Origin of the sequence: Xanthomonas sp. WHRI 1810A (assembly GCF_040202885.1) — a bacterium.
GTDB lineage: Bacteria > Pseudomonadota > Gammaproteobacteria > Pseudomonadales > Pseudomonadaceae > Aquipseudomonas.
The window spans coordinates 47,478-64,020 of record NZ_JBEGED010000003.1 but is presented as its reverse complement, the minus strand read 5'-3'; the positions used below and the strand labels follow the sequence as shown (position 1 = coordinate 64,020).

General features: G+C 61.3%; 11 protein-coding genes. 4 read left to right on the top strand and 7 right to left on the bottom strand.

Features of this window, described 5'->3' with window-relative positions; translation table 11 throughout:
• Positions 1-120: 120 nt before the first annotated feature.
• The 7 genes from ABQX22_RS06340 to ABQX22_RS06310 form a co-directional block, all read right to left on the bottom strand.
• Complete coding sequence (locus ABQX22_RS06340) at positions 121-702, bottom strand: lipocalin family protein (protein ID WP_349797624.1); 582 nt, start codon at positions 700-702, stop codon at positions 121-123.
• Entirely contained in the window at positions 699-953 is a 255-nt protein-coding gene (locus tag ABQX22_RS06335; RefSeq protein WP_349797622.1) for a hypothetical protein, read from the bottom strand. The genes ABQX22_RS06340 and ABQX22_RS06335 overlap by 4 nt, the downstream gene beginning before the upstream one ends.
• A 145-nt stretch (positions 954-1,098) precedes the next feature.
• Positions 1,099-1,701: a DUF924 family protein gene (locus ABQX22_RS06330; RefSeq protein WP_349797620.1), complete on the bottom strand. Its 603-nt coding sequence runs from the start codon at positions 1,699-1,701 to the stop codon at positions 1,099-1,101.
• 6 nt (positions 1,702-1,707) lie between these two features.
• Positions 1,708-2,718 carry a class 1 fructose-bisphosphatase gene (locus tag ABQX22_RS06325; protein ID WP_349797618.1) on the bottom strand — a complete coding sequence of 337 codons (1,011 nt, stop codon included), beginning with the start codon at positions 2,716-2,718 and terminating at the stop codon, positions 1,708-1,710.
• 168 nt (positions 2,719-2,886) lie between these two features.
• Positions 2,887-4,266, bottom strand: a complete 1,380-nt coding sequence (locus ABQX22_RS06320; RefSeq protein WP_349797616.1) for a DUF3999 domain-containing protein — start codon at positions 4,264-4,266, stop codon at positions 2,887-2,889.
• Complete coding sequence (locus ABQX22_RS06315; protein WP_349797614.1) at positions 4,263-7,109, bottom strand: DUF2339 domain-containing protein; 2,847 nt, start codon at positions 7,107-7,109, stop codon at positions 4,263-4,265. The genes ABQX22_RS06320 and ABQX22_RS06315 overlap by 4 nt, the downstream gene beginning before the upstream one ends.
• A gap of 206 nt (positions 7,110-7,315) precedes the next feature.
• The gene (locus ABQX22_RS06310; protein WP_349797612.1) at positions 7,316-9,766 is read right to left on the bottom strand and encodes a glycogen/starch/alpha-glucan phosphorylase; all 2,451 of its coding nucleotides are present in this window, start codon (positions 9,764-9,766) and stop codon (positions 7,316-7,318) included.
• A gap of 362 nt (positions 9,767-10,128) precedes the next feature.
• On the opposite strand from ABQX22_RS06310, the gene pip reads away from it, so the two are divergent.
• From pip to mdoH, 4 genes are all read left to right on the top strand, one after another.
• Positions 10,129-11,100 carry a prolyl aminopeptidase gene (gene pip / locus ABQX22_RS06305; protein WP_349797610.1) on the top strand — a complete coding sequence of 324 codons (972 nt, stop codon included), beginning with the start codon at positions 10,129-10,131 and terminating at the stop codon, positions 11,098-11,100.
• 118 nt (positions 11,101-11,218) lie between these two features.
• Positions 11,219-11,656 (top strand): D-aminoacyl-tRNA deacylase, encoded by a 438-nt coding sequence (dtd, locus tag ABQX22_RS06300; protein ID WP_349797608.1) that lies wholly within the window; start codon positions 11,219-11,221, stop codon positions 11,654-11,656.
• A gap of 263 nt (positions 11,657-11,919) precedes the next feature.
• Complete coding sequence (locus ABQX22_RS06295) at positions 11,920-13,851, top strand: glucan biosynthesis protein (RefSeq protein WP_349797607.1); 1,932 nt, start codon at positions 11,920-11,922, stop codon at positions 13,849-13,851.
• Positions 13,844-16,432: a glucans biosynthesis glucosyltransferase MdoH gene (mdoH, locus tag ABQX22_RS06290; protein ID WP_349797606.1), complete on the top strand. Its 2,589-nt coding sequence runs from the start codon at positions 13,844-13,846 to the stop codon at positions 16,430-16,432. The genes ABQX22_RS06295 and mdoH overlap by 8 nt, the downstream gene beginning before the upstream one ends.
• Positions 16,433-16,543 lie beyond the last annotated feature (111 nt).

Below are 16,543 nucleotides of genomic sequence, written 5' to 3'. Positions count from 1 at the left end.
TTCTCGCGGGCTGCCTCAAACCGGTAGGAGCGCGCTTGCCCGCGATGGCGTGGTGTCAGCCGACGACTCCTTCATTGGCTGATCGTTATCGCGGGCAAGCGCGCTCCTACAACGTGGGGGCTACGGCGTCTTCGCTATCTTCGAATCCTCCACCCGCCAGATCAGCTTGGTGGTGTCGTACCCCTGCTGTCGTGCCTTGGCGAGCAATTCCTCCTTGGTCCGCGCGGACACGTGCGGCGTGCGCGACAGCAGCCACATGTACTTGCGACTCGGGTTGCCGACTAGCGCAGTCCGGTAATCGTCGCCGATGTACAGCACCCAGTAATCGCCCTTGGTGACGCCTGGCAGCAGTCGCGAAAACCAGTTATCGAACTCCACCCACAGCTTGTCGGTCTTGCCCGGTACTTGCGGCGACGCGGTGCCCTTGGCCTCTTCCCATTTGCCTTCCAGCGTCCGGCAGCGGTTAGTGACGGCAACGTTGCCGTCTTCCTTGAGTGTGTAGTTGGCTTCGGACTGCGCGCAGTTGCGCTGGAAGAACATCGGCATGCGCGCCAGTTCATACCAGGTGCCTTGATACCGTTTCAGATCCACATGGTCGACGGTTCGCGGGGCCATGGAATCACTTTGAGACGAGGCGCAGCCCGCCATCAGCAAGGCCACAAGCGCCAGGGCGCCTACCTGTAATGAGTGACGAATATTCATTTGAGGCCCTGAGCGGAAAACAGCACGACGTTGTCACCGGCGTACTGCACGCTGATGAAACTCTTCTGATCGCCCCACGTGCAACTCGACATGCCCAGCGCGCCGGAACACTCGGTCGGGCTGCCCAGCAGCTTCTCGACCTCGGCCTTGGGCATACCCGCCGAAATTTTCGAATAGTTTTCCTGATTGACCTTGCTGCAGGCGGCAAGCAGCACGCAAAACGATAACAACGCTAGAGAGCGCAATGACATGTATGAAAGCTCCAGATACGGAAGGTGACAATACAGTTATGGGAGGGAGCTTGCTCGCGATGCGTTCGAGCGGACCCTGCGCTACATCGAGGATGAAACATCATCTCGAGCAAGCTCCCTCCCACACGGGTTATAAAAAATTCAATCAAAACCTCGACCCACGCTGTTGCAGAAACACCACCTCTTCCTCCCTCGACACCCGTCCCAACACCTCATTGCGATGCGGAAACCGGCCAAAACGCTTGATCACCGCCTGATGCTTTTTGGCGTAGTCCAGGCTTTGGGTGAAGTGTTCGCGGTCGGTGGAGGGCATCAGTGGGAGCAGGGCAGTGAAGCGGTTGACGGCTTCGTCCTGATCAGCGAGGTGTTCGCTGTGTTCCAGCACGAGATAGAGGAAGGTGCGTTGCAGGGGGGAAAGTGTCTGGTCGCGCTGCAGTTTCAGGCCGTGTCGGACCAGTTGCAGGGCGCGCGCATCGCCGGCGTAGGCTTTGGGCGTGTCGCGGTAGATCATGCGGGGCAGTTGGTCGAGCAGCAGCACCAGCGCCAGCCAGCCGGGAGGCGTTGCGGCCCATTCAGCCAAGCCGCCCGCCAGTGCCTGCTCCACCAGACCACCGAAGCGATGTTGCGCGTCGGTGTCCTGGGATTTCTTCTTGCCGAACCAGAGCCTGCCCTTGGCCTTCGCCGTTTCGCTGGGCGATTCGGCTGAACCGAACCACCAATCGAGCAACGGCAGCCAGGGCGCGGTCATGGTTGTTTACGCCTTGTGGTACGAGGTCGCGCGTTCCACTTCTTCTTTCGAACCCAGGAACACCGCCACACGCTGGTGCAGGCCGTCCGGCTGGATGTCGAGGATGCGCTGATGACCGTTGGTGGAGGCGCCGCCTGCTTGCTCAACCAGGAACGACATCGGGTTGGCTTCGTACATCAAGCGCAACTTGCCTGGCTTGGACGGCTCGCGGCTGTCACGCGGGTACATGAACAGACCGCCACGGGTCAGGATGCGGTGCACATCGCCGACCATCGCCGCAACCCAGCGCATGTTGTAGTTCTTTTTCAGCGGACCGTCTTCGCCAGCCAGCAGTTCGTCGACGTAGCGCTGTACCGGCGCTTCCCAGTGACGCTGGTTGGACATGTTGACCGCGAATTCCTGGGTGGACTCCGGGATCTTGATGTCTTCGTGGGTCAGCACGAAGCTGCCCATTTCACGGTCCAGAGTGAAGCCTTTCACGCCGTCGCCCAAGGTCAGGACCAGCATGGTCTGCGGACCGTAGATGGCATAACCGGCGGCAACCTGTTTGGTGCCTGGCTGCAGGAAGGCTTTTTCGTTCAGCGGTTCGTTCTGGCTCAGGTATTCGTTCGGGCAACGCAGCACCGAGAAGATGGTGCCGACCGGCGCGTTGATGTCGATGTTGGACGAGCCGTCCAGTGGGTCGAACACCAGCAGGTAAGCGCCTTTCGGGTATTTGCCGGGGATCTGGTAGGCGTTGTCCATTTCTTCGGACGCCATCCCGGCCAGGTGACCGCCCCATTCGTTGGCTTCGAGCAGGATTTCGTTGGAAATCACGTCGAGTTTCTTCTGCACTTCGCCCTGCACGTTTTCGGTGCCCATGCTGCCGAGGACGCCGCCCAGGGCGCCTTTGGACACGGCGTGGCTGATTTCCTTGCATGCGCGCGCGACCACTTCGATAAGGAAGCGCAGATCGGCAGGCGTGTTGTTGCTGCGGGTCTGCTCAATCAGATAGCGACTCAGGGTAACGCGAGACATGGAGAGCTCCGAAAATGGGGGGTTGAAAACGCGCACAGTTTAACGCGTGTAAGGGCGTATTGCTGCCTGTCAGACCGGGTTCCGGACGTTAGAGTTCACGGCACCCCTGAGCGTAGTCGCAAAATGCCAACATCTCACCGTGTTTGCGACGGCGGTAACGATTCAGCGTCAGTGACTTTTTTTCGATGCGCGCAACGTGCTCAAGGCCATCCAGCCCAGAAACAACACCCCGACGACCAGTACCGCCCACAAGCCCAGGCGTTTCCAGTCGGGACCTTGTGCCATCGGCAGCGGCGCGGATGTGGCGGCCACCGGGGCGATGCTCAGGTTCGCGCTGCCCAGCGCCGCGAGCTTTTGTTCGGTCACGCCGGGGATCAGCGTCGACAGCGGCAGACTGGCGCCGCTGATCGTGTCGTTGCCGATGGCCAGGCTGTAGGGCGGGGCACTGCGGCCCAGAAACACCACCTGCGTGGCGCGCACGGCAACGCTCAGCGTCGGCGCCTCGGCCCCGAGTCCGCCACCACGTTCGTCGACCTCCAGTTTCAGTTGCTGCACGACGTCGCCGGGCAACTCCATCTCGTCCTGAGCGACGTCCTCACCGTTTTGCGTCAACCGGTACAGCAAGCCGTCATCGATCACGCGCCAGGGCCCATGGTTATCGCGACGCCCGTACAGCGTTGCAGGGGCCAGGCTGTTGGCCTGCTGTATGTCGATCTTCATGCGCTCGATGGGCAACGCCACCGGCAACTGCCAGACATACACCCCTGGCTTTTCGGTCCGGCCGTTGATCGCCGGCGACCAACTGAGCGGCAACACGCCTGGATGACTGCCGAGCACTTGGGCGGAGGTCAGCGTCGGCGCGGACTGCGGCGTATTCCACAGCAGGCGTACATAGCGGGCACTGCGGCCAGGCAACGGCACTTCCCGTTGCTCGACCAGTTCGTCGGAAAAAGACAGCCGCGCCACCTGACCTTCGCCCCAGCGTTGCCAGTGCTGCAGATCATCGCTGGCTTCGATGGAGAAGCGCTGGAAGCCTTCGCGCTCGGTGTTCCAGTCGATGATCAACCGATCCAGCGGCGCCTGGATTGCGCTGGTGTCCAGCAGCCAGCCGCGCAGGATTTCTTCGCCGGCCTCGATTTCGCCCTTGGGCTGCACCTCGACCAACGTGCCGCCGGGGGTGCGCTCGACCCGAATGGTCGGCTCGGCGTCCCGGGCGTCGTCGCTGTTGTAAAGCGGGAACCACTTCACCGACACCGCATTTGCTTCCTCGGCGGGCTGGGGTTGGCTCAGGGTCAGCGCATAGGGCTGCGCCTGGCCATCGGCATTGAAAATGCGTACGTCGTTGAGGTTGCCTTGATGTGCGTTCAACTGCATTGGCAGCGGCAATTCCAGCTGATACCACGGGCCTTCGCCGCTGAGGGTCAGCGGGATCTGGCTGGCGAAATCATCAGGCAGATCCTCTGCGTGGCAGAGCAAAGTGGCGCACAACAGCACGCCGGACAGGGCGGCCTTGGCAATGGACTGGCGGCTCAACAACGCATTCCTCATGAGCGGGCCGATTCCGTGGCGGGCTCTTCGGGTGAGGAGGTTCGCGTAGGTGTTTTCGGCGGGAGTGGTGCGAAATATCCCACTACGAGCAGCAGAATGCCAACGCCGATAAACGAAACGATGCGCTCCAACCCGCCTTGATCGCTCAATTCCACCAGGAACAGCTTGGCAACCACGACACCGATCAATGCCGCGCCGGCCAGCCACAGCGGGCGAAGGGCGCGCAGGTGGCCGCCGATCATCAACGTCAGCGCCATGAGCGTCCAGACGATGGACAGCCCGGCCTGCACACGCATGGACGACAGCAGCGCATCCATCTCCCACGGCACGTTTGCCCAATGGTGGGCGGTGCGCATGACCGTGGCCGTGACCAGCGCGAACAATGAAATGCCGGCCACAAGCTGCGCGGCTTTCTGTGCCTTTGCCGGGGCCAGGCCCAATGAAGGCAGCTGTTGGCGGGTCCACAGGCAGACAGCCGCCAGCGCCAGCAGCAGCCCCAGCTCCAGCGGGTTGATCAGCGGCAGGTAGGGCAGCGGGTCGGCGGCGCCTTCGCTGAACCCGTTCGCCAGCCAGAACCACACCAGCATCAGCGCGGCCAACGGCGCAGCCGCCCAGACGCGATAAGGTGTCGGGTGGTCGCTGACCGGCCATGGCCATTGGCGCGGGGAGGTCATCGCCAGCAGATACAGACTCGGCAGCACCGACCAGCCCAGCCAGCGCCAGGCGTTGTAGTGCTCCGACAGTTGCAGCAGGGCGTAACGAAGCGCCAGAGACAGCACGCTGATGATCAGCCAGCCACCCAGCGTGTGCGCGATATTCAGCAGCGGCTGAGCCATCAGGCTCGCCAGACGTCGCAGCGACAAAAAGTGAACCGCGAACACCGCCAGCCAGCCGAGCCAGCCCCAGTGGGCCAGCGGGTTGTAACGTGTGTCGACGATCTCGATCAGCAACAGGGCGCCGGCCCAGGGTGTCAGCAGCGTGCACAGCTGCGCCAGGCCTGCCCATTGCAGGCGCAAGGCGACCAGCGTCCACAGCCCGACGCTGATCGCACCGGCAAGCAGCAGATAGGGGACGTCAGCTTCGCCGGGGATGAAATGGCTTGAGGCACACAACGCCACGGCCCACCACAGCGCGCCCCACAGCAATAACGCCAGTTGCAGCACTTTCCCGCTCAGGAACCTCAGCGTCCCGATGCGATGCACCATCCATGCGCTGACCAGCCCAGCGAGGGCGATCAACAGTGGCGTCCAGAAATCGCCGCGATCGAGCGTCGTGGCAACCCCACTGTTGAGCACGCCGAAGAAACAGACGCCTGCACCCAGTTGCAGCAACAGGCCGAAGCCTCGCGCCAACACTCTGTCCTGACGCAGGCCCAGCCAGAACACTGCCGCGCCTTCAATGGCCCAGGCCACCGTGGTCCATTGCGCGTCCAGGCCCAGCGGGATCGCCAGTGTGGCAAACACCACCCCAATGGCCAGGCAGGTCTCCACCAGCAGCGATGCTCGTCCGGACACACGGCCCGCCAATAGACGCGCGATGGCCATGTACAGCATGCCCATGGCCAGTGCACTGAAGGCTGCGCCGAACGGAATGTGTTCCACCAACGCGTATTGCAGGCCGAACCCCGCGATGGGCGTGCCGAACAAAAGGCTGCCGTCGACGTAATCGGCTCGTTTGGCTGACCTGCGCAGCCCGGTTGCAGGGATTTCCTCGGCTGGATCGCTGCCGTGCTCCTGGAGTTTGCGACGGGCAAACAGCAGCCCGATGGCCAGATACATCAGGAAAAACACGATCAGAAACGGCTCGGTACTCCAGAACAGCGCCGATGTGTAGGCACTCAGCCCCCAGGCGAGGCCGATGCCGAAGGTGCCGACAAAGCCGATCAGGTTCAGCACCCGCCAGGCCTTGAACCACGCGATGGCGAAAATCCCGGCGTTGAGCAGCGCAAAGTAGCTGAACAGCGCGACGTGACTGCCATCACCTGTGGACGTCAGCAATGGCGCCGCGAAACCGCCCAGCGCCGCCACGCAGGCCAGCGCCAACGCGTTTTGCGTCACCGCCAGCACCGCTGAGAACACGGTGACCGCCAGCAGCAAACCGAACGCCATCGCCGGGGTCATCAGCGTGTGCAGCTTCATCGACGCAAACACGGTCAGGTACAGCACGGCGATGCCAGCGCCTTGCAGGGTCAGGGCGAACGCCGCGTTGCGCAGCCTCAGCCACCAGCCGAGGCCAAGCAGCGCAAGGGCGCTGACGGCCACGCCGGAATAGCGCGCCTCAATGGGCACCACCATGTCTTCGGTGGCATAACGCAGTAAAAACGCCAGGCCCAGAAACAGCAGGACCACGCCAACGCGCAACATCGTGTTGCCGCCCAGCAACCAGTCTTTGGCGCGCAGCAGGGCGCTGTCGAACAGGTTGGAGTTGTTGGCGGGTTGAACGCGGCGTGGGGAAGGGGATTGGCGCCACTCGGCGTCCTCTTCGGTGCGGGGCAGTGCCTGTTCGATGTCGGGCAGGTCCCAGATCAGCTCGGGACCGTCAGTGCTGACCGTCTGCACATTGAGTGGCTCGCGCAACGGGTCTGCGACGGGTGTCGGGGGTGACGTTTGAGGGGGCTGAACCGATGACGACTCAAGCGTCATCAGCCGCTGTTGCAACGACGCCAGGGTCTTTTGCGTCTGGGCCAATTGCTGCTGGTGGTCGGCCGCCTGCCTGCCCAATGACCAGACCCGCAACGCCAGGCCAGCCGTCAGGCCGAGCAGGGCGCCTACCGCGCTGCTGATCAGCGACCCATCGAGCGCCGCACCCACAAACAAACCCGCCAGCAAAAGAATCCATTGCACGCGAAGACATCCTTTCGGCCGGTATTGGCGATGGTGGGGAGTATATCGGGCGCAAGAAGTGATGAAGAAGTTTGTGGCGGGCGATGCAGTGTAGGAGCGCGCTTGCCCACGATTGGGGCGGTCAGACACCGACGACGGTGACGGGCAGAATGCATTCGCGGGCAAGCGCGCTGCTAAAGCGCGCTACCCGCGAAGCCGGTACTACCTCAATCCAGCGCCTGCCAGATGTCGGTCGCGTACTCACGAATGGTTCGGTCCGAGGAGAACCAGCCCATGCGTGAGGTGTTGAGAACCGCCGAGCGCCACCAGTCGTCGGGGTTGTGCCAGCGCGCTTCGACCTTGGCCTGCGCGTGCCAGTACGACTCGAAATCGGCGCACACAAAGAACCGGTCGTAGGCGATCAGCTGATCGATCAAGTCCGCGTAACGGTAAGAATCGTCCGGCGAGAACACCCCGCCCCGAATCGCCTGCAACACGTCGTTCAAGCGCCCGGACGCCGCAATGTCGCCGTGGGCGTTGAACTCGCCCGCGTGTTTGCGCGCTTCGACTTCCTGAGCGCTCATGCCAAAGATAAACATGTGCTCAAGCCCGACCTGCTCGCTCATCTCCACGTTGGCGCCATCCAGCGTGCCAATGGTCAACGCGCCGTTGAGGCCGAACTTCATGTTACTGGTGCCCGAGGCTTCCAGGCCGGCGGTGGATATCTGCTCCGACAAATCCGCTGCCGGGATGATGCTTTCGGCCAGGCTGACGTTGTAGTTGGGCATGAACACGACCTTCAACTGCCCGCGCAGGGTCGGGTCGTTGTTGACGGTGCGCGCAATGTCGTTGGCCAGCTTGATGATCAGTTTGGCCGAGTGATAACTGGCCGCCGCCTTGCCCGCGAAGATCTTCACCCGGGGCGCCCAATTGGTGCTCGGGTCCGCGCGCATGGCCTGGTACAGCGCCACGGTGTGGAACAGGTTCAGCAATTGGCGCTTGTACTCGTGGATCCGCTTGACCTGCACATCGAACATCGCCTCGGGGTTGATGACGATGCCCATGCGTTCCTGAATGATCGCGGCCAGCGCTTGCTTGCTTTGCAGACGCTGCGCGGCAAATTGCGCACGGAAGTCAGGTTTTTCGGCAAACGGCTCAAGCTTCAGCAGCGCCGTTTCGTGGTTGTCGAGCACCTGCTCGCCCAGCTCGTTGACCAGCATCGAGGTCAGTTCCGGGTTGGACTGGAACAGCCAGCGGCGGAACGTAATACCGTTGGTTTTGTTGTTGATGCGGTCCGGGTGCAGCTTGTGCAGGTGCGCGAACACCGTTTTGCGCATCAGCTGCGTGTGCAGCGCGGAGACGCCGTTGGTGCTGTGTGAACCGATGAACGCCAGGTTGCCCATGCGCACGCGACGGCCATTGTCTTCTTCGATCAAGGACACGGCCCGCAGCAGACCAAACAGGTCGGGGTCGTCTTTTTGCGATTCACGGACGTTGTCGATCAACTGTGCGTTGATCATGTAGATGATCTGCATGTGCCGCGGCAGCATGCGTTCCATCAGGCCCACAGGCCAGGTTTCCAGCGCTTCAGGGAGCAGCGTGTGGTTGGTGTAAGCCAGCGTGCCGACGGTGATACGCCAGGCTTCGGCCCATTCCACGTCGTGCAGGTCAATGAGGATACGCATCAGCTCGGCCACCGCGATGGACGGGTGCGTGTCGTTCATCTGGATGGCGGCGTGTTCGGGCAGGCTGTTGATGGTGTAGCCCATGTTCTTGTGCCGGCGCAGCAGGTCTTGCAGCGACGCGGACACGAAGAAATATTCCTGACGCAGACGCAGTTCCTGACCTGCCTCGGTGCTGTCGTTGGGATAGAGGACGCGGGAGATGCTTTCCGCACGCACCACTTCGGCGACGGCACCGACGTGGTCACCGGCGTTGAAGCGCTCCAGGTGCAGGTCTTCAACGGCGCGGGCGCGCCACAGACGCAAGGTGTTCACGGCCTTGCCGCGCCACCCGACCACGGGCGTGTCGTAGGCAATGGCCCGGACTGTCTCGCCGGCGTGCCAGATTTGGCGGGTTTCGCCAGAGTCATCCACCGTCGGCGCGCCTGAGGTATCGAGCACCGGCTGAACGCTGCCGCCGAAACCGATGTGATAAATCACTTCAGGGCGTTCGAATTCCCACGGGTTGCCGAAGTCCAGCCAGTTTTCGGTCTGCTCCTGCTGCCAGCCGTCAACGATGGCCTGACGGAACAGGCCGTGTTCGTAGCGAATGCCGTAGCCATGACCGGCGATGCCCAGGCTCGACATACTTTCCATGAAGCACGCCGCCAGTCGGCCCAGGCCGCCATTGCCCAGCGCGGCGTCCGGTTCCAGGGTGCGAATTTTTTCGAGGTCGACGTTCAGGCCCTTGAGCGCCACGCGGGCGGTCTCGAGAATCCCGAGATTGCTCAAGCTGTCGAACATCAGGCGCCCGATCAGGAACTCGAGCGAGAGGTAATAGACGCGTTTCTTTTCTTGCTTGTAAACGTAGCGAGTGTGATTCATCCACCGCTCAGCCATCTTGTCGCGTGTAGCCAGTGCAATGGCCATAAACCAATCATGGTCGAACGCATGGTCGGGGTCCTTGCCGACGGCGTACTCGAGTTTATTGAGCACAGCTTCACGGAATGCTGCCACTTCAGCGTCACTAACATTGGGTTCCGGAGACATCGGGTGCGACCTCAAGTTGGTTGGACGATATAAGGGGTTGCCTGACTGTAGGGCGAGTCATTGATTATTGCCTGCCAATTGATCTAAAAACCGATGACACGTCGCTCATTCGACCCAAAGAGAGTGGTCTTGTTCGCGGGCGAGTTCAATCCTCCTGCGCCCGGCATCGACCACTTCTTCGTTGCCGGGCCTTGAATCTGGGTGGTCTGAAACTCGTTGGGCCGGCGCGACAGGCGTAAAAAAGGGGGGCATGATCATTCCTGAAATCGGGTTTATGATGCCCCATGGCAGATAGACAGCAGCCCCTGAATTGGACTTGTGGAGCCCCTATGCAGACTTTGTACCCGCAGATCAAACCTTATGCCCGGCACGATCTGGCAGTGGAAGAGCCGCATGTGCTGTATGTCGACGAAAGCGGATCACCCGAAGGCCTGCCGGTGGTGTTCATTCACGGCGGCCCGGGTGCCGGATGCGACGCGCAAAGCCGCCGGTTTTTCGACCCGAACCTGTACCGCATCATCACCTTCGATCAGCGCGGTTGCGGGCGCTCCACCCCCCACGCGAGTCTGGAAAACAACACCACCTGGCACCTGGTCGAAGACCTTGAGCGCATCCGCAAGCACCTGGGCATCGACAAATGGGTGCTGTTTGGCGGCTCCTGGGGTTCGACATTGTCGCTGGCCTACGCGCAAACCCACCCGGATCGCGTTCATGCGCTGATTCTGCGCGGCATCTTTCTCTGCCGTCCCCAGGAAATCGAGTGGTTTTATCAAGCGGGCGCGAGCCGTCTGTTCCCCGATTACTGGCAGGACTATCTCTCGCCGATCCCCCTGGACGAGCGAGACAACCTGCTGGCGGCGTTCCACAAACGCCTGACGGGCACCGACCAGATCGCCCAGATGCACGCGGCCAAGGCCTGGTCGACCTGGGAAGGGCGCACCGCCACCCTGCGGCCCAACCCGATGGTGGTTGATCGGTTCTCCGAGCCTCAGCGCGCGCTGTCCATTGCCCGGATCGAATCCCATTACTTCATGCACAACGCCTTCCTGGAAGAAAACCAGCTGATCCGCGACATGCCCAAGATCGCGCACCTGCCGGGGATCATCGTGCACGGCCGCTACGACGTGATCTGTCCGCTGGACAACGCGTGGGCGCTGCATCAGGCGTGGCCCAACAGCGAGCTGCAAGTCATCCGCGACGCAGGACATGCCGCCTCGGAACCCGGGATTACCGATGCACTGGTGCGCGCCGCTGCACAAGTGGCGCAGCGTTTGCTGGATCTTCCGCCGGAAGAGGCCTGAGGGCCTTGTTGGAGCGAGGCTTGCCCGCGAAGTCGGTTCACCAGACGATGATGCGTTGCCAGGATGATCCCTTCGCGGGCAAGCCTCGCTCCAACAGGCTCGCCAACGGAGTGCGTAAATGAAAGGTTTGCTGCAACGGGTATCTCAGGCGCGGGTCGATGTCGGTGGGCAAACTGTCGGCGCCATCGATCAAGGCTTATTGGTCTTGATCGGTGTCGAGCCCCATGACACGCAGGCCAGCGCCGATAAAATGCTGCACAAGCTGCTTAACTACCGGGTGTTCAGTGATCCGGACGGCAAGATGAACCTGTCACTGAGTGACGTACAGGGCGGTCTGCTGTTGGTGTCGCAGTTCACCCTGGCGGCAGACACCAAAAGCGGGCTGCGGCCGAGTTTCTCGAAAGCCGCGCCTCCAGCCCTTGGCGCCGAGTTGTTCGACTACCTGGTGCAGAAGGCCAAAACCTCGCACGGGCAGGTGGGCACGGGCCAATTTGGTGCAGATATGCAGGTCTATTTGATCAATGATGGCCCTGTGACATTTTTGCTTGAAACCTGAACCCCCGTTTTTGTGGGTGAGCCCGAATTTAATATCCAAAAAGCTACAAATACTTCCGTTCCCCTGATGCGTTGTAACGCGGGCTGCTAGATAATCCCGCGCTAGAAAAGCAGGTAATGGCCTGTTGAATCAGTACAAACGCAGACTGGTCTGGCGTCGCTTGGGGAATCATTGGCCCCTTTCGGAGTCGGAACAATGCTCGCCAACCCGGCATTTGATAGCTGGCCGTTGGTTTCTTCATCTGTTTTCGGCGAGGGTTGCTCGTGATTGTTAGTCCATGTAATGCACCAAAGACCCCAGGCAAACGCCTGCGCAGCGCTTTTCTGGCTGGGTCTGCTCTGTTTTGTCTATTAGGCGCCAATCAACTCTGGGCGTTTGATCTCGACGACGTGGCGACAAAGGCCAAAGATTTGGCCGGACAGAAATTCGTAGCACCTAAAAGCAACCTTCCGGCGGAATTCCGCGACATGAAGTTTGCGGATTACCAGAAGATCCGGTTCTTGCAGGACAAGGCTGAGTGGGCCAATGACAAGACCCCGTTCAAGATTTCGTTCTATCACCAGGGTATGCACTTCGATACGCCGGTGAAGATCAACGAAGTCACCGCCACCAGCGTCAATGAAATCAAATACGACCCGACCCGTTTCGATTTCGGCGATGTGAAGTTTGATCCCAAGTCCACCGAAAACCTGGGTTACGCGGGTTTCCGCGTCATGTACCCGATCAACAAAGACGACAAGCAAGACGAAATCATGACCATGCTGGGCGCGAGCTATTTCCGCGTGATCGGCAAAGGGCAGGTTTACGGCTTGTCCGCTCGCGGCATGGCCATCGACACTGCGATGCCGTCCGGCGAAGAATTCCCGCGCTTCACCGAGTTCTGGATCGAGAAACCCAATCCAGACGACAACCATCTGGTGATCTTCGCGCTCCTCGATTCCCCGCGCGCCACCGGCGCCTACAAGCTGACCCTGCGTCCGGGCACCAACACCCTGGTCGACGTGCAGTCGCGCATGTACCTGCGTGACAAGGTCGGCAAGCTGGGCGTGGCACCGCTGACCAGCATGTACCTGTTCGGCGCCAATCAGCCGTCCAAGGTCCTCAACTACCGTCGCGAGCTTCACGATTCCAGCGGTCTGTCGATTCAGGCAGCCAACGGCGAGTGGATCTGGCGTCCGCTGAACAACCCTAAACACCTGGCTGTCAGCAGCTTCTCGGTTGAGAACCCGCGTGGTTTCGGTCTGCTGCAACGTGGCCGCAACTTCAGCCACTACGAAGACCTGGATGACCGCTACGACAAACGTCCGAGCGCCTGGATCGAGCCGAAAGGTGATTGGGGCAAGGGCACCGTCGATCTGGTAGAAATCCCGACTGCTGACGAAACCAACGACAACATCGTTGCGTTCTGGAAGCCGGAAGTTCAGCCAGAACCTGGTCAGCCGATCGACTTCAACTACCGCCTGCACTGGACCATGGACGAAGATTCGATTCACTCACCCGATCTGGGCTGGGTCAAACAGACCCTGCGTTCGACCGGTGACGTGAAGCAATCCAATCTCGTGCGTCAGCCTGACGGCAGCGTGGCCTATCTGGTGGACTTCACCGGTCCCGTTCTGGCCAAGTTGGGCAACGATCCGGCGATCCGTAGCCAGGTCATCACCGACGACAATACCGATCTGGTGGAAAACAACCTTCGCTACAACCCGGTGACCAAGGGCTGGCGCCTGACGCTGCGCTTGAAGGTTAAAGACACCAACAAGTCCGTCGAGATGCGCGCTTACCTGCTGCGCGAAAGCCCTGCCGATCCAGGCAAGGAACCGGCCGTTATCACGGCTGACAAGACCGACAAGAACGCTGACAAGAAAGTCGCCGCCAGGCCGGCTCCGGCCGCACCGGTTCAAGCCTCTGCTGCGAAAGAAGAGAAGGCTCAGATCATTGACGTCGATGCTGCACGCGCTGATGGCCTGAAAGCCGACGCTGCCAAGACCGCGGAAGTGGCCAAGGTCGCCGAAGCCAAGGCCGATGCCGATGCGTCCAAGCCGGAAGCGGCGCTGGGCGATGCAGCCAAAGCCAACAAAGGCAGCAAAAATGACCCGCAGCCCGTTACCGCGGCCGCATCCACCCAACAGGACACGGCCAAGATCCAACAGATCCTGACCGAGACCTGGAGCTATCAGTTGCCCGCCGATGAGTAATTCACAAGCCGTGCCTGAGTCTCTTAGCGAGTACCTGGCACACCTGCCCATGAGTAACGAGCAGCGCGCCGAACTGGCGGGCTGTACGTCATTCGCTGAGCTGCATGAACGTCTGTCGTCGAAGACCTTCACCGATCCGGCCGATGCCTCGCTGGTGTCGGTGGAGCGCCGTCTGACCCTGACCACCGCTGACCAGCTGCACGAATCCGAGATGCTCGGCCTCGATGCCAGCGGTCGCGTGACACTCAAGGCCACGCCGCCGATTCGTCGGACCAAGGTCGTGCCCGAGCCTTGGCGGACCAACATCCTGGTGCGCGGCTGGCGCAGGCTGACCGGGAAGAAAAACCCGCCCAAGCCCGCCAAGGATGACTTGCCGCGTGACTTGCCCAAGTCGCGCTGGCGTACGGTCGGTTCCATCCGTCGCTACATCCTGCTGATCCTCATGCTGGGCCAGACGATTGTCGCTGGCTTCTACATGAAGGGGATTCTGCCGTATCAAGGCTGGTCGCTGGTTTCGTTCGAAGAGATCAGCCACCAGACGTTGCTGCAGACCGCGGCGCAGGTGCTGCCTTATGCGTTGCAGTCCAGCATCTTGCTGCTGTTCGGCATTTTGTTCTGCTGGGTGTCAGCCGGTTTCTGGACCGCGCTGATGGGTTTCCTCGAACTGCTGACCGGGCATGACAAATACCGCATTTCCGGTGCGAGCGCAGGCAACGAGCCTATCGAGACCGGCGCACGCACTGCGCTGGTAATGCCGATCTGTAACGAAGACGTGCCTCGGGTATTCGCCGGTTTGCGGGCGACGTTCGAGTCGGTCAAGGCAACGGGCGATCTGGACCGTTTTGACTTCTTCATCCTCAGCGACTCCAACGAAACCGACATCTGCGTGGCCGAGCAGCAGTCCTGGCTGGACGTATGTCGCGAGACCGGTGGTTTCGGCAAGATCTTCTACCGCCGTCGTCGCCGTCGCGTAAAACGCAAAAGCGGCAACCTGGATGACTTCTGCCGTCGTTGGGGCGGTGAATACCGTTACATGGTCGTCCTGGACGCCGACTCGGTCATGTCGGGCGAATGCCTGACCAGCCTGGTGCGCCTGATGGAAGCCACACCGGACGCCGGTATCATCCAGACTGCGCCGCGCGCTTCGGGCATGGACACGCTGTATGCACGCATGCAGCAGTTCGCCACCCGTGTTTACGGCCCGTTGTTCACGGCCGGCCTGCACTTCTGGCAGCTGGGTGAATCCCATTACTGGGGTCACAACGCGATTATCCGCATGAAGCCGTTTATCGAGCATTGCGCCCTGGCGCCATTGCCCGGCAAGGGTGCGTTTGCGGGGGCGATCCTGTCTCACGACTTCGTTGAAGCCGCGCTGATGCGCCGTGCCGGCTGGGGCGTGTGGATTGCCTACGATCTGCCAGGTAGCTATGAAGAGCTGCCACCTAACCTGCTCGACGAACTCAAGCGTGACCGTCGCTGGTGCCACGGTAACCTGATGAATTTCCGCCTGTTCCTGGTCAAGGGCATGCACCCGGTTCACCGGGCAGTGTTCCTGACCGGCGTGATGTCGTACCTGTCGGCGCCGCTATGGTTCTTCTTCCTGGTGTTGTCGACGGCGCTGCTGGCCGTTAACACGCTGATGGAACCGACGTACTTCATGGAGCCGCGTCAGCTGTATCCGCTGTGGCCACAATGGCACCCGGAAAAAGCCGTCGCGCTGTTCTCCACCACGGTGGTGTTGCTGTTCCTGCCCAAGCTACTCAGCATCATCCTGATCTGGGCCAAGGGCGCGGTCGGTTTCGGTGGTCGGATCAAAGTCACGATGTCGATGCTCATGGAAGTGCTGTTCTCCATGCTGCTGGCGCCGGTGCGGATGATCTTCCACACCCGTTTCGTTCTGGCCGCGTTCCTCGGCTGGGCCGCGACCTGGAATTCGCCGCAGCGTGATGATGACTCCACGCCATGGAGCGAGGCCGTCAAACGCCATGGTCCGCAGACCTTGCTGGGCTTTTGCTGGGCGCTGCTGGTGTGCTGGCTGAATCCGAGCTTCCTGTGGTGGCTGGCGCCGATCGTCGGTTCGTTGATGCTGTCGATCCCGGTGTCGGTGATTTCCAGTCGGACCAACCTGGGCCTGAAGGCGCGCGACGAAAACCTGTTCCTGATTCCGGAAGAGCACACGCCGCCTCAAGAGCTGGTGTCTACCGATCAGTACACCCACGAGAACCGCTGGCACGCGTTGAAAGACGGGTTCGTGCGCGCGGTGGTCGATCCACAACAGAACGCACTGGCCTGCGCGTTGGCGACGTCACGCCACCGTCATGCCGAGCCAATCGAGTGGATGCGTACCGAGCGCGTGCGTCATGCGGTCAAGGGCGGTCCGGAATTGCTCGATAACAGCGAGCGTCTGGCGCTGTTGAGTGACCCGGTTGCGCTGGCTCGCCTGCATGGGCTGGTCTGGAGCGAAGGCATCACCTCATGGCTGACCGCGTGGCGAGCGTCGATCGAAGCGGATCCACACGCACCGCTGCTGCCGTTGCAGCCCGTCAGTGCCGTGACCGAGCCGACGCTTGTTCACGCGTGATTGGTCGCTGAAATAAAAGCGCCCCTGAAGCCTGACTTCAGGGGCGTTTTTTATTGCCAACACAAAACCTGTAGGAGCGCGCTTGCCCGCGATTGCGGTGTGTCAGGCACC

Bases quoted from the DNA above. Each gene is read 5' to 3' on its own strand.
- ABQX22_RS06340 (WP_349797624.1), bottom strand. From the start codon at position 702: ATGAATATTCGTCACTCATTACAGGTAGGCGCCCTGGCGCTTGTGGCC.
- ABQX22_RS06335 (WP_349797622.1), bottom strand. From the start codon at position 953: ATGTCATTGCGCTCTCTAGCGTTGTTATCGTTTTGCGTGCTGCTTGCC.
- ABQX22_RS06330 (WP_349797620.1), bottom strand. From the start codon at position 1,701: ATGACCGCGCCCTGGCTGCCGTTGCTCGATTGGTGGTTCGGTTCAGCC.
- ABQX22_RS06325 (WP_349797618.1), bottom strand. From the start codon at position 2,718: ATGTCTCGCGTTACCCTGAGTCGCTATCTGATTGAGCAGACCCGCAGC.
- ABQX22_RS06320 (WP_349797616.1), bottom strand. From the start codon at position 4,266: ATGAGGAATGCGTTGTTGAGCCGCCAGTCCATTGCCAAGGCCGCCCTG.
- pip (WP_349797610.1), top strand. From the start codon at position 10,129: ATGCAGACTTTGTACCCGCAGATCAAACCTTATGCCCGGCACGATCTG.
- dtd (WP_349797608.1), top strand. From the start codon at position 11,219: ATGAAAGGTTTGCTGCAACGGGTATCTCAGGCGCGGGTCGATGTCGGT.
- mdoH (WP_349797606.1), top strand. From the start codon at position 13,844: ATGAGTAATTCACAAGCCGTGCCTGAGTCTCTTAGCGAGTACCTGGCA.